The 17,065-nt window shown below is 30.7% G+C and carries 15 protein-coding genes; 12 read left to right on the top strand and 3 right to left on the bottom strand.

Features of this window, described 5'->3' with window-relative positions:
- Positions 1-100 precede the first annotated feature (100 nt).
- Positions 101-961, top strand: a complete 861-nt coding sequence (locus bsdtw1_RS12070) for a type II restriction endonuclease (protein WP_183277813.1) — start codon at positions 101-103, stop codon at positions 959-961.
- A gap of 1,033 nt (positions 962-1,994) precedes the next feature.
- Positions 1,995-2,249 carry a hypothetical protein gene (locus bsdtw1_RS12065; protein ID WP_183277812.1) on the top strand — a complete coding sequence of 85 codons (255 nt, stop codon included), beginning with the start codon at positions 1,995-1,997 and terminating at the stop codon, positions 2,247-2,249.
- Between the two features lie 367 nt (positions 2,250-2,616).
- Here bsdtw1_RS12065 and bsdtw1_RS12060 read toward each other — a convergent pair whose 3' ends face one another.
- On the bottom strand, positions 2,617-3,822 hold the full coding sequence (locus bsdtw1_RS12060; RefSeq protein ID WP_183279800.1) for an IS256 family transposase: 1,206 nt from the start codon (positions 3,820-3,822) through the stop codon (positions 2,617-2,619).
- Between the two features lie 291 nt (positions 3,823-4,113).
- Here bsdtw1_RS12060 and bsdtw1_RS12055 point away from each other — a divergent pair, with 291 nt between their 5' ends.
- A complete protein-coding gene (locus tag bsdtw1_RS12055; RefSeq protein ID WP_183277811.1) occupies positions 4,114-4,440 on the top strand; it encodes a hypothetical protein in 327 nt (108 codons plus the stop codon).
- Between the two features lie 257 nt (positions 4,441-4,697).
- On the opposite strand, the gene bsdtw1_RS12050 is transcribed toward bsdtw1_RS12055, so the two are convergent.
- Together bsdtw1_RS12050 and bsdtw1_RS12045 are read right to left on the bottom strand one after the other, a co-directional pair.
- Entirely contained in the window at positions 4,698-5,831 is a 1,134-nt protein-coding gene (locus bsdtw1_RS12050) for a hypothetical protein (protein ID WP_183277810.1), read from the bottom strand.
- 147 nt (positions 5,832-5,978) lie between these two features.
- Complete coding sequence (locus tag bsdtw1_RS12045; protein WP_183277809.1) at positions 5,979-7,145, bottom strand: DNA cytosine methyltransferase; 1,167 nt, start codon at positions 7,143-7,145, stop codon at positions 5,979-5,981.
- 388 nt (positions 7,146-7,533) lie between these two features.
- Between bsdtw1_RS12045 and bsdtw1_RS23520 the strand changes: the two genes are divergently transcribed.
- The 9 genes from bsdtw1_RS23520 to bsdtw1_RS12005 all read left to right on the top strand — a co-directional run bounded on the left by bsdtw1_RS23520 (position 7,534) and on the right by bsdtw1_RS12005 (position 17,055).
- Positions 7,534-7,710, top strand: a complete 177-nt coding sequence (locus bsdtw1_RS23520) for a hypothetical protein (protein ID WP_244638162.1) — start codon at positions 7,534-7,536, stop codon at positions 7,708-7,710.
- Between the two features lie 75 nt (positions 7,711-7,785).
- Positions 7,786-10,248: an AAA domain-containing protein gene (locus bsdtw1_RS12040; protein ID WP_244638161.1), complete on the top strand. Its 2,463-nt coding sequence runs from the start codon at positions 7,786-7,788 to the stop codon at positions 10,246-10,248.
- Positions 10,249-10,579: 331 nt separating this feature from the next.
- Positions 10,580-11,164 (top strand): GNAT family N-acetyltransferase, encoded by a 585-nt coding sequence (locus bsdtw1_RS12035; protein ID WP_183277808.1) that lies wholly within the window; start codon positions 10,580-10,582, stop codon positions 11,162-11,164.
- Positions 11,165-11,239: 75 nt separating this feature from the next.
- Positions 11,240-11,416 carry a DUF4351 domain-containing protein gene (locus bsdtw1_RS12030; protein ID WP_183277807.1) on the top strand — a complete coding sequence of 59 codons (177 nt, stop codon included), beginning with the start codon at positions 11,240-11,242 and terminating at the stop codon, positions 11,414-11,416.
- A gap of 179 nt (positions 11,417-11,595) precedes the next feature.
- Positions 11,596-13,194 carry a sigma-54 interaction domain-containing protein gene (locus tag bsdtw1_RS12025; protein ID WP_183277806.1) on the top strand — a complete coding sequence of 533 codons (1,599 nt, stop codon included), beginning with the start codon at positions 11,596-11,598 and terminating at the stop codon, positions 13,192-13,194.
- Positions 13,195-13,385: 191 nt separating this feature from the next.
- Positions 13,386-14,744 (top strand): acyclic terpene utilization AtuA family protein, encoded by a 1,359-nt coding sequence (locus bsdtw1_RS12020; protein ID WP_183277805.1) that lies wholly within the window; start codon positions 13,386-13,388, stop codon positions 14,742-14,744.
- A gap of 1 nt (position 14,745) precedes the next feature.
- Positions 14,746-15,060 carry an AtuA-related protein gene (locus bsdtw1_RS12015; protein WP_183277804.1) on the top strand — a complete coding sequence of 105 codons (315 nt, stop codon included), beginning with the start codon at positions 14,746-14,748 and terminating at the stop codon, positions 15,058-15,060.
- Between the two features lie 25 nt (positions 15,061-15,085).
- Entirely contained in the window at positions 15,086-16,270 is a 1,185-nt protein-coding gene (locus tag bsdtw1_RS12010; protein ID WP_183277803.1) for a CaiB/BaiF CoA transferase family protein, read from the top strand.
- 89 nt (positions 16,271-16,359) lie between these two features.
- Positions 16,360-17,055, top strand: coding sequence for a carbohydrate deacetylase (locus tag bsdtw1_RS12005; RefSeq protein ID WP_183277802.1), 696 nt, complete (start codon positions 16,360-16,362; stop codon positions 17,053-17,055).
- Positions 17,056-17,065 lie beyond the last annotated feature (10 nt).

Genomic DNA, 17,065 nt, shown 5'->3' with positions numbered 1-17,065 from the left:
ACTTTATGCTAGAGATAGTCAGAGGTGTAATTAGTAAAGGTAATGTATTATCTTTATGTAGTATTATATAATTAAAAAAAAGATTGGAGAAAGAATAGTAATGGAAAGAAATTTTGATGAATGGTTGACCAAATTTCGTGCAAGTATTTCTAGCTACGATTATTATATTGATTTTGATAAGGTTGTACGAAATGTAAATGAAATTAAGATTGAACTAAATATTTTGAATACACTTATCGGATCTAAAAACATAGAATCTGAGTTTATGCATATTATTGAGAAGTATCCAGAAACACTAAGATGTATACCATTATTGCTTGCAGTAAGAGGTAATGAAATTTATGCACAAGATGAAGAAGGGGCATTCTTATATAATTTTAAAAATCAGAACTATGATATTGAACAGTATAAGGTTTTTATGAGAAAAACAGGTCTATTTAATATGATATCAAATCACTTGGTTAATAACCTTGTTGACTATGCATTCGGAATTGAGACAGGCTTGGATTCTAATGGGCGTAAAAACCGTGGTGGCCATCAAATGGAAGATTTAGTTGAAAAATATATTGTAGCATCAGGATTCAAAAAAGACGTTACATACTTCAAGGAAATGTACCTATCAGATATAGAGAAAAAGTGGCAAATTGATTTGTCGGAACTTTCTAATCAAGGAAAAGCAGCGAAAAGATTTGATTTTGTGGTTAAAACAGAAAGTATGATTTATGGATGCGAAACAAATTTTTATGGAGGTGGAGGATCCAAGCTTAACGAAACTGCTAGAAGCTATAAAATGTTATCCAAAGAGGCTGATATGATAGATGGGTTTACATTTGTTTGGTTTACGGATGGAATCGGATGGAAGAGTGCAAGAGGAAATTTAAGAGAAACTTTTGAAGTAATGGAACATATCTATAGTATTGATGATATGGAACAAGGAATAATGGAAGATATTTTTGTATAGTGAGTAACGATTAAAATTATAAAAATATAAGCATAGATAGAGAGCACATTAGTGTTGGACATCTATGCTTAACTCTTTTATTATAGATGGTAATAATGTTATTAATATGATAGACGAAATCACCTCTGTAGGAAGCTATTATTCATGTTGTAAGATAGTACCAAAGAACAAGCGTACATAATATACTAGAAAACTTTCGGTTATAGCTTTCGAGAATTTTTTTAAAAAGATAATTATTATTGCTCGAAAAATTACATGTAAATTATTCATATGCATCTAAAAGATAATTACCATAGAATGTCTTTTATGTCAGGTAGTTACAAGTTAGATTTAAAATTGACAGTTTCGTAAAATATATGTTTTGATAGTTTTATATTTTAAGAGAAAGAAATGCGTACCCTAGTTTGTGATAGAATAGGAGTGCATTTTGAAAGTAATATCAAGTGGAAGTAAATGTTCTACATTATATTCAGGTGAGAATTCTTAAGAATTGCAGAATACAGAACTACAGGTTGACAAAATTCATTAATAATGAATTTATTTGATAATATGAAAAAATATATTATAAGAAAGTGATTTTAAAATTTGATTATACAAAGTATCCACAAGATGTTATTAAAATTAGTGAATATAAAAATAGCGTGAAATTATCCTTAGGAGGCGAGAGGATTGTAGCCAAATGAAAGTTTTAAAGTTGATAGAAGATAATCATCAATCTTGAGCAAGTATAAATGAGATAGTTAGAGAATTTCATAAGTATAAAAGTTAATTATAGATATTAGGTATAATTTTAACCTCTTGAGGAGTAAGATTTTACATTCTCTTGGTATCACTGGATAGTATAAGACTACTATTTGTAATTTAGTACACTATATTATAATTTTTCCCGAATTGCGAAAGAGAAGTTTTAAGCTTTATTACCCAACACATGGCAATTGTGGTAGAATATATTGTGTTTATAAAGATTTATACAAATTTCTTGGATTTTTATAAACAAATTTAGTTATTTGCCAAATAAAGGGGGAATATTATAATGATAATTCTACAAACGATAATTCAAAGGAGTTGGATAGAAAATAATGCAAGAGAGATGGAAGGCTGTATATTTGAATGTGAACTTACAGACGAACAGTATGAATCTGGTTATGGTAATAATATTCAATATAGCATTACTAATCCTTCAAATCAAAACAGAATAATGGGTTATACCGAGGCTCAACCTGGAAGTATACTTATACCTGAAATTGATTCGTGGGTTGAAATTGGTTATTTTGAAATGTTAATATGATAACTTATAAAAGTGCATAAGCCAGCCGTTGATATATACTGTATAGGAGTATTTTTTTCTTATGCGGCAACGTTCAGAAGGTAACATGATAGGCTAGTGATGAGTGGTTCATTATATGTTTAAAATACTTTGAACAATATCAAAAAACGCTGTATGTTGTCAAATATTTTTATGTTCTTTCCATGGATAGGTTTAAAATACGGAATCTTTAATGAGTCTGTCAGTATTTTGTGTAAACTTTAGAAAAATAAATTCTAATTTATTAAGGTTGGAGAGTAAATACAGACCTCCAATCTTATTTTACTTTAAGTGTTTTTTTTATTACAGTACAGTGCATAGTTAATTAAGCCTAAGTCAAAGATATTATTTAGAATAGTTGGTCGTCAAGGCGACCTTTGAAGAAGATTGATAATTGAGCTAGTATTTGTGCCCAACCTCTAATGGATTGAGTCCATTTTTGAGTTATATCTACAGTTGCTAGATAGAGACTTTTAAGCAATGCTTCGTCATTAGGAAATATTGACTTAGCTTTTGTTACCTTCCTAAGCTGACGGTTATAGCTCTCCATAGCATTAGTAGTATATATTATCTTTCTAATTTCAGGAGGATACTTAAAGAACGTAGCAAGCTCATCCCAATTATTTCTCCAAGATTTTATTGCTATTAAGTATTTGTCTCCCCACTTTTCTTCTAGCTTATCTAGCTCCGCTAACGCTAATTCCTCAGTGGCCGCAGTGTATACTAGCTTTAAATCTGCATTGAATGCTTTTAAATCCTTGTAGGACAAATATTTGCTAGAGTTTCTTATCTCATGGATTATACACCTTTGAATTTCAGTATTTGGATATACCGCTTTAATGGCTTCTTTAAAGCCATTTAGCCCATCTATAGAAGCTATGAGTATATCTTTCACACCTCTATTTTTCAATTCATTAAGAACAAGAAGCCAGTATTTAGCTGATTCATCTGAACCTATCCAAATTCCTAAAACATCTTTTTTTCCCTCTAAGTTTACACCTATGGCAGCGTAGGCTGCTTTCGACACTACCGCATTGTCTTTTCTTACTTTAAAATGAATTGCATCCATAAATATTATTGGATAAACAGCTTCTAAAGGTCGGCTCTGCCAGTCTTTAATCATAGGAATTATCTTGTCAGTTATATTAGAAACTAATGTTGGAGAGATATCCATTCCATACATTTGATTTACTTGAGTTGCTATATCTCTAGTAGTCATTCCCTTAGCATACATACCGATAATTGAGCTTTCTAAGTGAGATACATCTGTTTGATGCTTCTTTACGATTTCTGGCTCAAATGAGCCGTCGCGGTCTCTAGGAACATCTAAGTCAAATTTCATTGTTTTGCGACTCTTACCATTTCTACTGTTGGTTGTATTCTTATTTTGATAGTCATGCTTAGCATAACCTAGATGTTCATCCATTTCTCCTTCAAGCATCTGCTGAAGTAAGCCTCCAAACAAATCTTTCAATACACTTTGAATATCCTCAGCTGTTTTTATATTTGGATCCTTGGCAAGTATTTTTATTAATTCATCTTTAGAAAAATATATAGTCTGTATTAAACATCAATTCCACTAAAATAGCTAGGAAACCAATTTCGAGTATAATTGAACAATTACTAAAAAGATGATTTTTATACCTTACTAAAATAAAAAACATATAAATTCAGATTATAAAAAAGTTATTTAAAAAGAGAAAATAGATTTTTATAGATAAAAATAATTTTAATTAATTTCAACCATTTGTAAACAATAGTAGCATAATCTCATACAAAATGTGCACCAATTACGCTTATCTTCATATTATATTACTAGATATTAATACAATAGGAGATAATAGTAGTGAATAAAAAAATATCAATCAGTCTTCCAGAGCATGTTTATAGGTTAGCGTTACAAAAATCTAAGTTTACGCATGGAGATAATAACTTTTCAGGTTATCTTCGTGATTTGATTTGCAAAGAATTTACTGAGGATGAGTTGAAAAATGAACTGATTGAACTGAAAAAGCCTCTATGGATGGGGAAGACCAAAGTAGCTGACTTTAATTCAACATGTCAAGTATGCACTGGCACTATTTCTCAAGGAGAGGTAATATGCTATACAGATTTAGGGTTCCAAAAGGAATCTGATAATTGGGTTCATAAAAGCTGTTGCAGAAGAGAATAATTAAAATTACTTAAAAGACCTATAGAAATGACTATGGGTCTTATATATTTAGTAGACACTGCTTAAACATTAAATTATAATTTTATAATTCATAAAGAACTATGGTTCGATAAATTGAGAATTAGATACAAGTGGAAATTATTATTTTCGATATTATATAGATATTTCAGAACTATGAATATATTAAAAGGAACCTTTTTGAGGCTCCTTTAGTTTCATTTATTTATAGAACAGAAATGAAGTGATGACTATATTTTCTAATCTGCGCATCTATATTTTTCAATTAAAAAATTAGTTAAATCATCAAAAGAAATACTATTATCAATCGATACATTTAAACCAGTATTTATGACAAATACAAAATCATCCTTACTGTATTTTCTTTGTTCTGATTTAGTTGAATATAAATGAAGTCTAATTGTATTAGATTTAGCCAACAAACACAAAAGTTGATAGTCAGTGTCAACTTTCGTTGTATTATTTTTTGGATGTGCTTTTGATAGGTGTTGAGTTGGTGTAAGTAAAATCAAGTTCTCAAGATAACTGGCGATGCTAGGAAATTCACTTTTCATAAATATATGATGAACTTGAGTAGCATCACCTACAGCATATTTATCGCAAAGCTCACTCTTTTTGTGCATTCTCTTAATAATTCTTATTGATTTTTCAATATAATATTTATTAATCGCTTCTCTTTGTAGCATTTTTTCTGATTGTTCTAGTTCGTGCATTTGCCTTGTTTGTTGTTTATCCTTACCAATATCTCTCCAGTTTACTTTGTTATATAATAAATCTGAAAAGACAATTTTTTTGTCTGAATACCTTCCCTTTTCTGTGCCATGTATATTATTATTAGCTGCAAAAGTATTTAGTACTTTAGTGAATATTCTTTTAGGTTCATAATCTTTTTTTATTTTAGTGTATTTTTTAATAAAATTTTCGAAAACTTCCTTTAATATTGCAAATTCATTAGGTGTATTTTCATTTTTAAATTTTTCAAAGTATGAGATAAGAGCACTGTCTGTTAGTACCTTTTTCAAATATATAGCTAAAAATTTATATGAATTTAACTCCTTTAATGATATATATTCAAGGATTTCATAATTATTTACCTTGAAGTTATTAGTATTTCCCCATTTTTCACATTTTAAAACCTTGGCATAGCTTAACATCTTCAAAGGCTGCTGAATAATTTTATCATACTCGTGTTTTGCACTTTCTTCTTTTACATCTGGTTTTGAGAATGCGGTTTTAATAATGTTATTAAAATAATCAAAATCCCAAATATCCTTACCTGTAAATTCTAAAGTCTTGTCTTTACGAAAATCCAAATAATTAATCACGCAATCTGCCATCATACATACAATATCTGGAGTTATTTTTTGATCCATAAATCTTGCATCTCCTGTTTTTCTAACATCCAAATCATGTTTATCTAAGTGATTTTTTATATAATTTTCCGTATTATCACTACTCCCAAAATTATTATGTATACATGAAAATTAGTTAATATTATAACGGGAGTAATATGAAAAATATCAGAAGTAAAACTTCTTAATTTTTTTTGCAATGCTCTTAAATATTATTGTAGGTACGGCTTCACCAATAGATTGTCTAATATTCATCTCTTCTTGTTTTAGAAAAGCTTGTTTTTCAATTAAAGGCATCTTATTCAATTTATCTTCAGCATATTTTGTCCATTTAAAAGAATATGGTATAGACATCATTAGCATAAGTTCTCTAATACTAAATACTCTATTATCATTGGGATGGATAGTATTCTGACTAGATAAAATATCATTCCTTGTATGAATACATGGTGCAACTTTATCCCAATATTGTCTTCTATATTTATCAGCATTTTTCTTTTTATTGAATATAATCGTGCCATTTTTAATTGTATGAGGCACTTTATTATTATCTGTATTATCAAATGCTGACTGGCCTTCTTTTAATTCTTCTATCCAAGGTAACATTCTAGTTTGATACCTTTTAAAACTATGAAAAAGATCTTTATTATCTATTTCACCCATTACTTTTAGGGAAGGTAAATTTCCGATTACTTCACGAAGTGGTAATTCTCTTGTTCTTTCAGGTAAAAGTTGATCTGGACAAATACTTAAAGTATTTCTAACACCTATTATTAGGGTTCTTGTTCTGCTTGATGGGCAACCATAATCCTTAAAGTTTAAAATATTGTAGGATAGATTATATAAATGTGACAAATTGTCATCTATTGCATCCTTAATTTTCTTATCTTTACCATCAATATCAGTACAAATTGTATTAAGAAAAGATCGTACGTTTTCGATTATAATGAAATTAGGCAAAATATCTTTTATAACCTTTATTGATTCTATAACCAGAGAATTGCGAATGTGCTCATTAAGATTTTTTTTGTGATTGGCAACAGACATGCCTTGACATGGTGGTGTTGCAATTAATACATCTACATTCTTTATATTGTGCTTTATTTTCCAAAAGTCTATTGCTTCTAAAATTTTTTTGTAGTTATTTTTCTCCTTTATATCACCTAAAATGTATCCACTATCATATCTACATTTATCGTTATATCTTTGTATCTTCATTCTTTTTTCAAGGAGCTCATTTGTTGCAATGCACTCAAACCCTTCTTCTTTGAAACCATAACAACCTATTCCTGCACTGCTAAATATAGAAATATAGGTAAGGACATCTTCTTGCATTTATATTATATTACCTCATTTTACTTGATATATGTACATTTTATGTGAAAGACAATATTTTTAGACTTATTTAGATATGATTTTAATATGTTTCGTTTTGCTTTTAGATTTGCTAAATATTAAAATATCATATGCTTTTGAGTTTCAAATTAGAGAATCGAGGTTTCTAGGGGGGCAGGTATATATAACTTTATGGTTGAATTAGAAATTTCGTTTTACAATTAAAGAAAGAGCTGAAATACCGTTAGTTAAATATATTGGCATTAAAAGTAGTTAAAGAACTTCTCTTTAGCTACTTTTTTCATATATCAACAGTATAAATAACATTATATTGTATAATATGGTAAAATATTATCATATTCAAAATTAAAAGAGGAGACTCAAAAAGTTGAACATAGAAAGAAATCTAATCTTCATAAAAGGTGAAGACAAAACTGAAAAGATTACATATTGCAAATATAATAACGGAAAGTATGATGTTACTTTTACTGGCAAACCAACGACATATAGCTATAATTATAGCAATGTAAGATGGCTTTCAAAGCCAGAAGAGCTAAATCCATAGAATATATTTATATATGAAAATAAACAGTGCATAAATGGAATTACCAAGATATTTAAGTTCGAAGATTATTATAGATTGATCTTTAAGAGTGGATTTAATAAGCTCTATAATAAATCTCAGATAGTTATAGAAGAAAACTGCTTAAATAATGAAGTATCAAACGATTGTTTTAAATATTTAAAGATGCTTACAAGTTATATCAATGTTTCTGTAGATGAAGATAGCACTTTCTTAAATAAGCAGTATGAAAAGCTTACTAATATTAGCTCAAGTAGTGTTCTTGCTAATTATTTAAATCCAAAGAAGATAAAAAGAATAGAAAAACATCAACAAATTATATTTCCTTTTGGTTTTAATATCAGTCAAAAGTCTGCAACTGAAAATGCTCTTTCTAGTCAGATAAGTGTAATAGAGGGACCTCCAGGTACAGGTAAGACTCAGACAATATTAAACATTATTGCTAATGCTATTATAAATGATAAAACTGTTGCTGTTGTTTCTAATAATAATTCTGCAACTGCAAATGTTTTAGAAAAGCTTGAAAAGTATGATGTAGATTTTATTGCTGCTTATTTAGGAAAAAGTGAAAATAGAAAGAAGTTTTTTGAAAGGCAGCAGAGCAATTATCCAGAGTTTAGTAAGTGGAAATTAGAAGCTGAAGAGTATGAAACTATCCAAATAGATCTGTTAAATTCCCAAAAGACTTTAGAAGATATGTTAGAGAAACAAAATACACTTGCGAGGCTAAAGCAAGAACTTTCAAGTCTAAACACAGAGCTTGAATATTTTAATAGCTATAGTAACATCAATAAAACCACAATAAAGTCTTATAAAACCTTATTTAATAATAACTCTAATTTAGTAATGTCTTTCATGGTGGATTACCATCTTAGATTAGATAAAAATCAAGCCTTTGATCTTAAATATAAACTTAGAAATCTATTTAAATATGGAATAATCAGTTTTAAGTTTTATAAGAATAGTGAGGAAGATATAGTTGAGCATCTTAGAAAGCTTTGTTATGAGCTTAGGTTTAAAGAATTATCTAAAGAGATTAGAGCCATAGAAGCCCTGCTAGATAACTATAGCTTTAAAGATCAAATGAAGACTTATAGCGAAAAATCTATGAGATTACTAAAAGCTAAATTAGCTAAAAAGTATGGTGAAAAGCAGAGTAGATTTACCTTTTCTGAAGAAGCATTGTGGAAAAACTTTGATTCCTTTATATACGAATATCCAGTAATACTAAGCACCACCCATTCCTTAAGAAACTCTGCAGCTAAGAACTATTTATTTGATTATGTGATTATTGATGAAGCTTCTCAGGTTGATGTAGTAACAGGAGCACTAGCTTTTTCCTCTGCAAAAAATGCAGTTATAGTTGGAGATTTAAAGCAACTGCCTAATATAGTATCATCTGAAATTGAAAACATAACTAACAATATTTTCAATCACTATCATCTAAATGAAGCTTATAATTATTCAAAGCATAGCCTACTTTCTTCTATTATAAGTCTATATGATGATGTTCCTAAAACACTGCTTAAAGAACATTATAGATGTCATCCTAAGATAATAGATTTTTGCAATAAGAAGTTTTATGATGATGAATTAATAATATTAACAAGTGGAGAAGAAAACTATGCTCCTTTAGCTGTCTACAAAACTGTTAAGGGTAATCATGCAAGGGGTAACTATAATCAAAGACAGATAGATGTAATACGTGAGGAAATACTTACAAACTTAAAATCAAAGAAATCAATAGGAATAATATCACCCTACAGAGATCAAATAGTAGCATTACAAAAAGTAATAGAAGATGAAAATGTTGAAATTGATACTGTACATAAATATCAAGGTAGAGAAAAGAAGACTATTATATTAAGTACTGTAGCTAATGAATCCAATGATTTTATTGAAGATCCTAATCTCATAAATGTAGCTGTTTCCCGTGCAGAGGATAAACTGATCCTTATAGTATCTGATAGCGATATAGTAAATGGAAATAACAATATCAGCGATTTAATAAGATACATAGATTACAATAACTTTGAGATTATTGATAGCAATATATATTCTGTCTTTGACCTGCTTTATAGTAGCTACTCAGAGAAATTGCTTGAGGTGTTAAATAGAAATAAAAAGGTTTCAGAACACACCTCTGAAAATCTAATGAATGCAGTAATAGAAAAGGTCTTATCATATGATAAGTTTAAATCCTTAGATAAAGTTATGCATCAGCCACTTAAAATGCTTCTTCGTGATACCTCAAAACTAAATGAAGCTGAGTATAAATTTGCGATGAATATATTAACCCACACTGATTTCTTAATTTATAGAAAGGTAGACAAAATGCCAGTGCTTGTGGTTGAAGTAGATGGATATCATTATCATGCAAATAATCCGAGGCAACTAGAAAGAGACAGGATGAAGGATGAAATCTTAGAAAAGTACAATATCCCTATATTGAGGATAAGAACAAATGAAAGTGGAGAAGAAAAGAGGATTTATGATAAGCTTTTGGAAGTATTAGAATAGGAATAATTTTAAAGTGAATGATAAATAAAATATTGCGGTGATTGAATTAGGCTATTGGAAAGTAATTAGCAAAGTGATCTATCAATATTTGTGACTAAGCATCTATAAATTCTTATAAGCCTTAGCAGTACAAAATTAATTGAAGGAATTTGTTTGAAATAACCCAAATTAGCTCAAACCCGCATGTTTGCTATATATTTATATGATTTTTTAATTTTATGATTAAATGTTTTTATGATTATATAAATTCAGAGGACATTTATTTAGAGTTATGAATCGTTTGGAAGAAGCCCTTGAAGATAATAAATATGAATTATGGAGGATTTTATAAATGCTAGTGTATAGCAATGAAGAGCATAATATAAAAATATATTCTTTAGACCATACAAGATGGGAGGACTTTGAACTTTTATTTGGTGAAAGAGGAGCATGTGGCGGATGCTGGTGTATGTCTTGGAGACTTAAGAAATCGGAATTTGAGCGTGGAAAGGGCGAATTTAACAAGAACTCCATGAAGGATATTGTATATAGGGGTAAGCCTGTAGGGGTGCTGGCATATGTAGATGATAATCCAATTGGATGGTGCGCTATTGCTCCAAGAGAAGTTTATAAGCGTCTTGAAAGTTCCAGAGTCCTTAAAAGAATAGATGATAAACCAGTTTGGTCTATTTCTTGTCTTTTTATAGCTAAGGATTTTAGACGAAAAGGAATTTCAACAGAGTTAATTAAAGGGGCAATTGAATATGCAAAATTAAATGAAGTAAATATAGTTGAGGCATATCCAGTGGTCCCTTATGGTAATAATGTGCCAGATGCCTTTCTCTGGACTGGTGTTCCTGTAGCATTTGAAGAAGCTGGCTTTACAGTGGTAGAGAGAAGATCGAAATGGAAGCCTATGCTAAGGTACTATATTTAGTTCAAGAGTGGCATAATTGCTTAAGAATTGTGAATATTAACTAAGGAGAAATTTATAATTACAGAAATAGGAAAGATGATAAGAGATGAGGGGAAGGCTGAAATTCTCATAAAACAATTAAACAAAAAATTTAATATACTTCCTCAAGAATATGAAGAAAAGATAAAGAATCTACCTTCAGAAAAAATAGAATTAATAGCTACTGATATATTTGATTTAGAAAAAATAGAGGATTTAGAAAAGTATTTTTAAATGCTTAAGTGTGATTTTTATAAGAGTCTACAATCTAGGCTCTTATTTTTATTTCTAAATATATTTCTCTTGATAGGAAATGATATAATAAGTTTAATAGAAAAATTTAGAAGATAAAATTACAGAAAACACTACTCATATATGGACCTAATAATTATGCAATTTTCGAGGTGATAAAGTTGAAAGTAAAAGATGTAATGAATAAAGATCTTGAGAGTTTGGGAAGTAAGATTCCTTTGAACTTTGATAATATTCCTGTGCTTTTTAGCGAAGATGAGCTTATTAGCTGTAAGGGTGTTATAGATGATGAATATTTAAATAATAACTACTATGTCTATGTTCTAAACCAAAAGAAGAAGTTAGTGGGATTTATCACCTGTGATTATATAAGACTTTTCTTAAAGGAAAAGGTTTTATTTATGTTTTTAAGTGCAATAGATCACATACATGATGGTGTGGTTTTAGTAGACAAGCATTCTAAAATAATTTACTTAAACAAAGCGTATTCTGAAATACTTAATATTGATAAAGAAAAAGTACTTAACAAATATGTTAGTGAAATAGAGCCTGGTGCGGCAATACTGAGTACTTTGAGGGAAGGAACCCCAATCCAAAATAAAAAAATCAAAGTTAAAAGTATTGAAAAACAGATAGTAGCTAGTATTAATCCAATCATTATTGATAATGAGGTGCTTGGTGCAATTTCTATCTTTAAAGATGTTACGGAAATACATGTCTTGAATGAAGAGCTTGCCAATGTAAGAAAATTGAGCGGGTATTTTTATGAAGGAATCGCAAAGCCTCATAATGAACTTCCGAAGAATTTTTCCTGTATTGTTGGTAGCAATGAAAAGTTTTTGAATTGCTTAAAGCTTGCTGCAATAGTGGCACCAACTGACGCAACGGTTCTCGTTCAAGGGGAGAGTGGTGTTGGCAAGGAAGTAGTTGTAAAGGCTATCTACGAAGCAAGTAAAAGAAGCGAAAAACCATATGTAGAGCTAAATTGTTCTGCTATACCTGAAAGCTTGTTTGAAAGTGAACTCTTTGGTTATACAGACGGAGCATTTACAGGAGCGCATAAAAGCGGGAAAATAGGTAAATTTGAGGCAGCAAATACTGGAACAATTTTTTTAGATGAAATAGGAGACATGCCTATGCTTATGCAGGCAAAACTGTTAAGGGTACTTCAATCAGGACAAATTCAAAAAATAGGATCTAATACCATTAATAAAGTTGATGTAAGAGTTATTGCAGCTACAAACAGAGATTTGAAAGCAATGATAAAAGAAGGAACCTTCAGAGAAGATTTATATTTCAGGTTAAATACTTTTAATATAAATATCCCATCTTTACGTGAAAGAGTAGAGGATATAATTAATCTGGCAGAATATTTCCTTAATATATATTGCAAAAAATACAACAAGACTTTAATGTTATCTGAAAATGTGATAAATGTACTTTCATCATATAAATGGGTAGGTAATGTTAGGGAGCTGCAAAGTTGTATGGAGTATGCAGTGATAATATGTCAAGATGACATTATTGAAGTAGAACATTTACCTGAAGAAATAAAAAAATCATCAATTATAAGTCTAAATAGAGACGATAAAACAGAATCAAAAAAATTAAAACATGAAATATTAGATATAGAAAGAGAGAGAATTATAGAAGCTCTTGAAAAGTTTAATGGGAACAAGACTCGTGCAATGGACATGCTTGGGATGAGCAGACGAACCTTTTATAAAAAGCTCAAGCTTTATAATATTGATGCTGATTAAGATACACTATGGTATTGTATACAAAGTATATAATGTATAAAAAGTATACACTAGATATTTCACTTAACTAATAAAAGTATACATAAAAATATGATTTTATAATGCTTTTGAAGCATTATTTTTTTGGCATGAAAGTTGCTTAATAAAGGTTAGGGATATATATTCCTAATTTTTATTAAGAAGGTGGACAAATGAAAACAATTAGAATTGGTGGTGCTCAGGGTTTTTGGGGAGATTTGAATGAAGCACCAGTAAATATGGCAAAAAATGATCAAGTTGATTATATAGCTTGTGATTATCTTGCAGAGCTTACCCTGTCTATTATGCAGAGGCAAAAGGAACATAATCCGCAAAGAGGATATGCTAGAGATTTTATAACAGCTTTAAAAGATATGCTTCCTATGATAAAAGAAAAATCCATAAAGGTTTTAACCAATGCAGGTGGTATGAATGTAAAGTGTGCAGTGGAAGCAGTGAAGCAGGCGATTAAAGAATCAGGACTTAATTTAAAGGTAGGTTATGTTCTTGGTGATGATGTTATGAGTATAATTCCCCAGCTTAGAAAACAGGGGATTACAATGAATAACATGGATACAAATGAACCAATCGATGCTATTTTGAATCATATGGTAAATGCAAATGTGTATTATGGAGCTGAACCTATTATAGAATGTCTTCAAGGTGGGGCTGATATTGTTATAGTGGGACGTTCTACAGACTCAAGTCTTTTCCTAGCACCACTTGCATATGAGTTTGGTTGGAAGAAGGATGATTGGGATGGTTTAGCTACAGGAATTCTAAGTGGGCATCTTTTAGAATGTGGAGCGCAGGTAAGTGGAGGCAATTATGATTATGACTGGAGAAATGTGCCACATCCAGAAAACTTGGGATATCCTATTGCTGAAGTAAGTGGAGCAGGGAGTTTAATAATGACAAAGACAAAAAATATGGGGGGACTCATGACCACTCAATCAGTAAAGGAGCAGCTATTATACGAAATACATGATCCTAAAAAATATTTAACTCCTGATGTAATTGCAGATTTTAGTAATGTCACTGTAAAGCAAATAGGACAAGATAGAGTTCTAGTAGAGGGAGTTAAAGGACATAAGAGACCAGATACATTAAAACTTTGTGTGGGATATAGCGAAGGGTATAGAAATGTTGGATACTTGCCATTCAGCTGGCCTGATGCCTTGGATAAAGCTCAGAGAGCTGCAGAAATACTGAAATTAAGATTGAAAAATAAGGGTCTTGATGCAATGGAAATACGAGAAGAGTTCCTTGGACTTAATACACTTCACGGTCCATTGGCAGAGGAGATGAAAGAAGATTTAAATGAGGTAATTCTTAGATTTGCTATAAAAACTAAGACTTTAGAAGAGGCAAATAAGTTAACTCCGGAAATTGCACCTTTTATTTTAAATGGACCACCAGCATCCTGTTTCTTTGGAGGAAGAACAAAACCATCTGAAGTATTTGCATTATGGCCTACACTAATACCTAGAGATGCAGTTAAATTCGAGGTTCATGTTGAGGAGGTAAAATAGAATGGTAAAGCTTAAGGATATAGCGCATGGAAGATCTGGAGATAAGGGTGACGTATCAAATATATGTATTTATGCAAGAGAACCTAAGTACTATGAAATAATAAAAGCTCAAGTTACGCCAGAAGCAGTAAAGAAGCACTTTAAAGGTATGGTTCAGGGAGAAATTGAAAGATATGAGGTTCCACAGCTTGATGGCTTCAACTTTGTATTACATCATGCATTGGATGGAGGGGCAACCCGTTCTTTAAGGCTTGATTCATTAGGAAAGAGTATGGAAGCTGCACTATTAAGGATGGACATTGAACTTAGTAAGTAATCTATATTGAAGGGAGATTTTATAAATGTCAAAGCAACTTGATGGCATTCGCATTTTAGATTTAACTAGAGTATTATCTGGCCCATATTGCACTATGCTCTTAGCAGATATGGGAGCAGAGGTGATAAAGATTGAAGAGCCATTAAAAGGGGATGACAGCAGAGGCTACCCTCCTTTTGATAGAGGAATAAGTGCGTATTTTGCCAACCTTAACAGAAATAAAAAGAGTATAGCATTGAATCTTAAGGACCCAAAGGCTAAGAAAGTATTGATTGATTTAATAAAAATATCAGATGTTATCGTAGAGAATTTTAAGCCTGGAACTATGGATAAATTAGGCTTTTCTTATGAAGAAGTAAAGGAAATAAATCCTAAAATTATTTATGCTTCAATATCAGGTTTTGGACAAACAGGAGCATATAGCAAGCTGCCTGGCTATGATGTAATTGCCCAAGCTATGAGCGGAATCATGAGTGTCACTGGTTGGACAGATTCTGCACCTACAAGGACTGGAACTGCTATAGGGGATATTTTAGCAGGGCTTAATTGTTGCATAGGAATATTAGCAGCATTGCAAGGGAGAAGTAGAACAGGTCACGGAGAGAGAATTGATATATCCCTTGTAGATTGTTCAGTAAGTGCAATGGAAACTCTGATTGAAATATTTTTGGTTGAAAAGAGAGTACCAGAGAGAATTGGAAATAGATATGAATTTATTTATCCATACGATTCTTTTCAAGCAAAAGACGGATGGGTTGTTATTGCAGTAGGTAATGATAATATTTGGACAAAATTCTGCGAAGCTATTGATAAAAAACAGTTACTAGAGATAGATGAGTTTAAGTTAAATAAGGATAGAGTAAGTGAACATGATAGATTAAAAGCAATTGTAAGTGGCTGGACCAAGGAGCACAATGTAGAGGAAATAATTAAAATACTTTTAGCAAAAGGGGTTCCTTGTGCACCAATTAATGATGTGGCTCAGGTAGTTAATGATAAGAATATTGTTGAGACTAGAAAAATGATAGAGGAGATAGAGCATCCTATTTCAGGAAAAATGAAAATAGTAGGCTCACCTATAAAATTTACTGAAAGTGATGAGTATTCATATGATAAGGCTCCAACTTTAGGCTTGGATACTGAATCAGTTATGAAGGAACTACTTGGATTGTCCAGTGAAGAAGTAGATTACTTTAAAAATAGAAAATAGCAGAGTATTAGTATATTCAGCATTATTATAAGTATTTATGTAATGCTGAATGTGCTAGATAAAATCAATTTTTAGTTTTGGAGGCATATATGAAATTAATTATTAATGCTGATGATTTTGGATTTACCAAAGGAAATACTGAAGGCATAATTGAAGGGCACAAAAAAGGAATAATAACCTCAACTACTGCTTTATGCAATATGCCTTACTTAGAATATGGAGCAAAAATTTCTAAGGAAACTACAGAGCTTGGCATAGGAGTTCATTTAAATCTAACTATAGGGAATTCTCTTACTGGAGGAAAAACTATTACAAAGGGTGGAAAGGTTTTCTTAACAAAAAATGAGTTTTATTCAAGTGAAGATATTATTCTTTCCGAGGTTGAGACAGAGTTTAGGGCACAGATTGAAAGATTCATTCAAGTTTTTAATCGTAAGCCTACACATTTAGATTCTCATCATGGAGTACATGACAGAGGAGAAATCTATAACATTACAATGAAGCTTAGCAATGAGTATGGTATTCCAGTGCGTAGATATAGTGCATTTAAGTTCGTGGCAGGCTTTTATGGAGAAACCGCTACTATAGAAGTATTAAAAAATATAATAAAATCCAACTCGGAGGAGACAGGGATTGAGCTTATGACTCATCCTGGCTACTGCGACTTGGAGCTATATAATAACAGTTCCTATAATGTTCATAGGGTGAAGGAACTTTATGTATTGTGTAGTGATGAAATAAAAAGCTTTATAAAGGAAAATTCAGTAGAGCTTGTTCATTATTAACAGCACTAAG

This window comes from Clostridium fungisolvens (assembly GCF_014193895.1).
GTDB lineage: Bacteria > Bacillota > Clostridia > Clostridiales > Clostridiaceae > Clostridium_AR > Clostridium_AR fungisolvens.
Note: the sequence above shows the minus strand (reverse complement) of the source record. Positions and strands in the feature narration are given on the sequence as shown.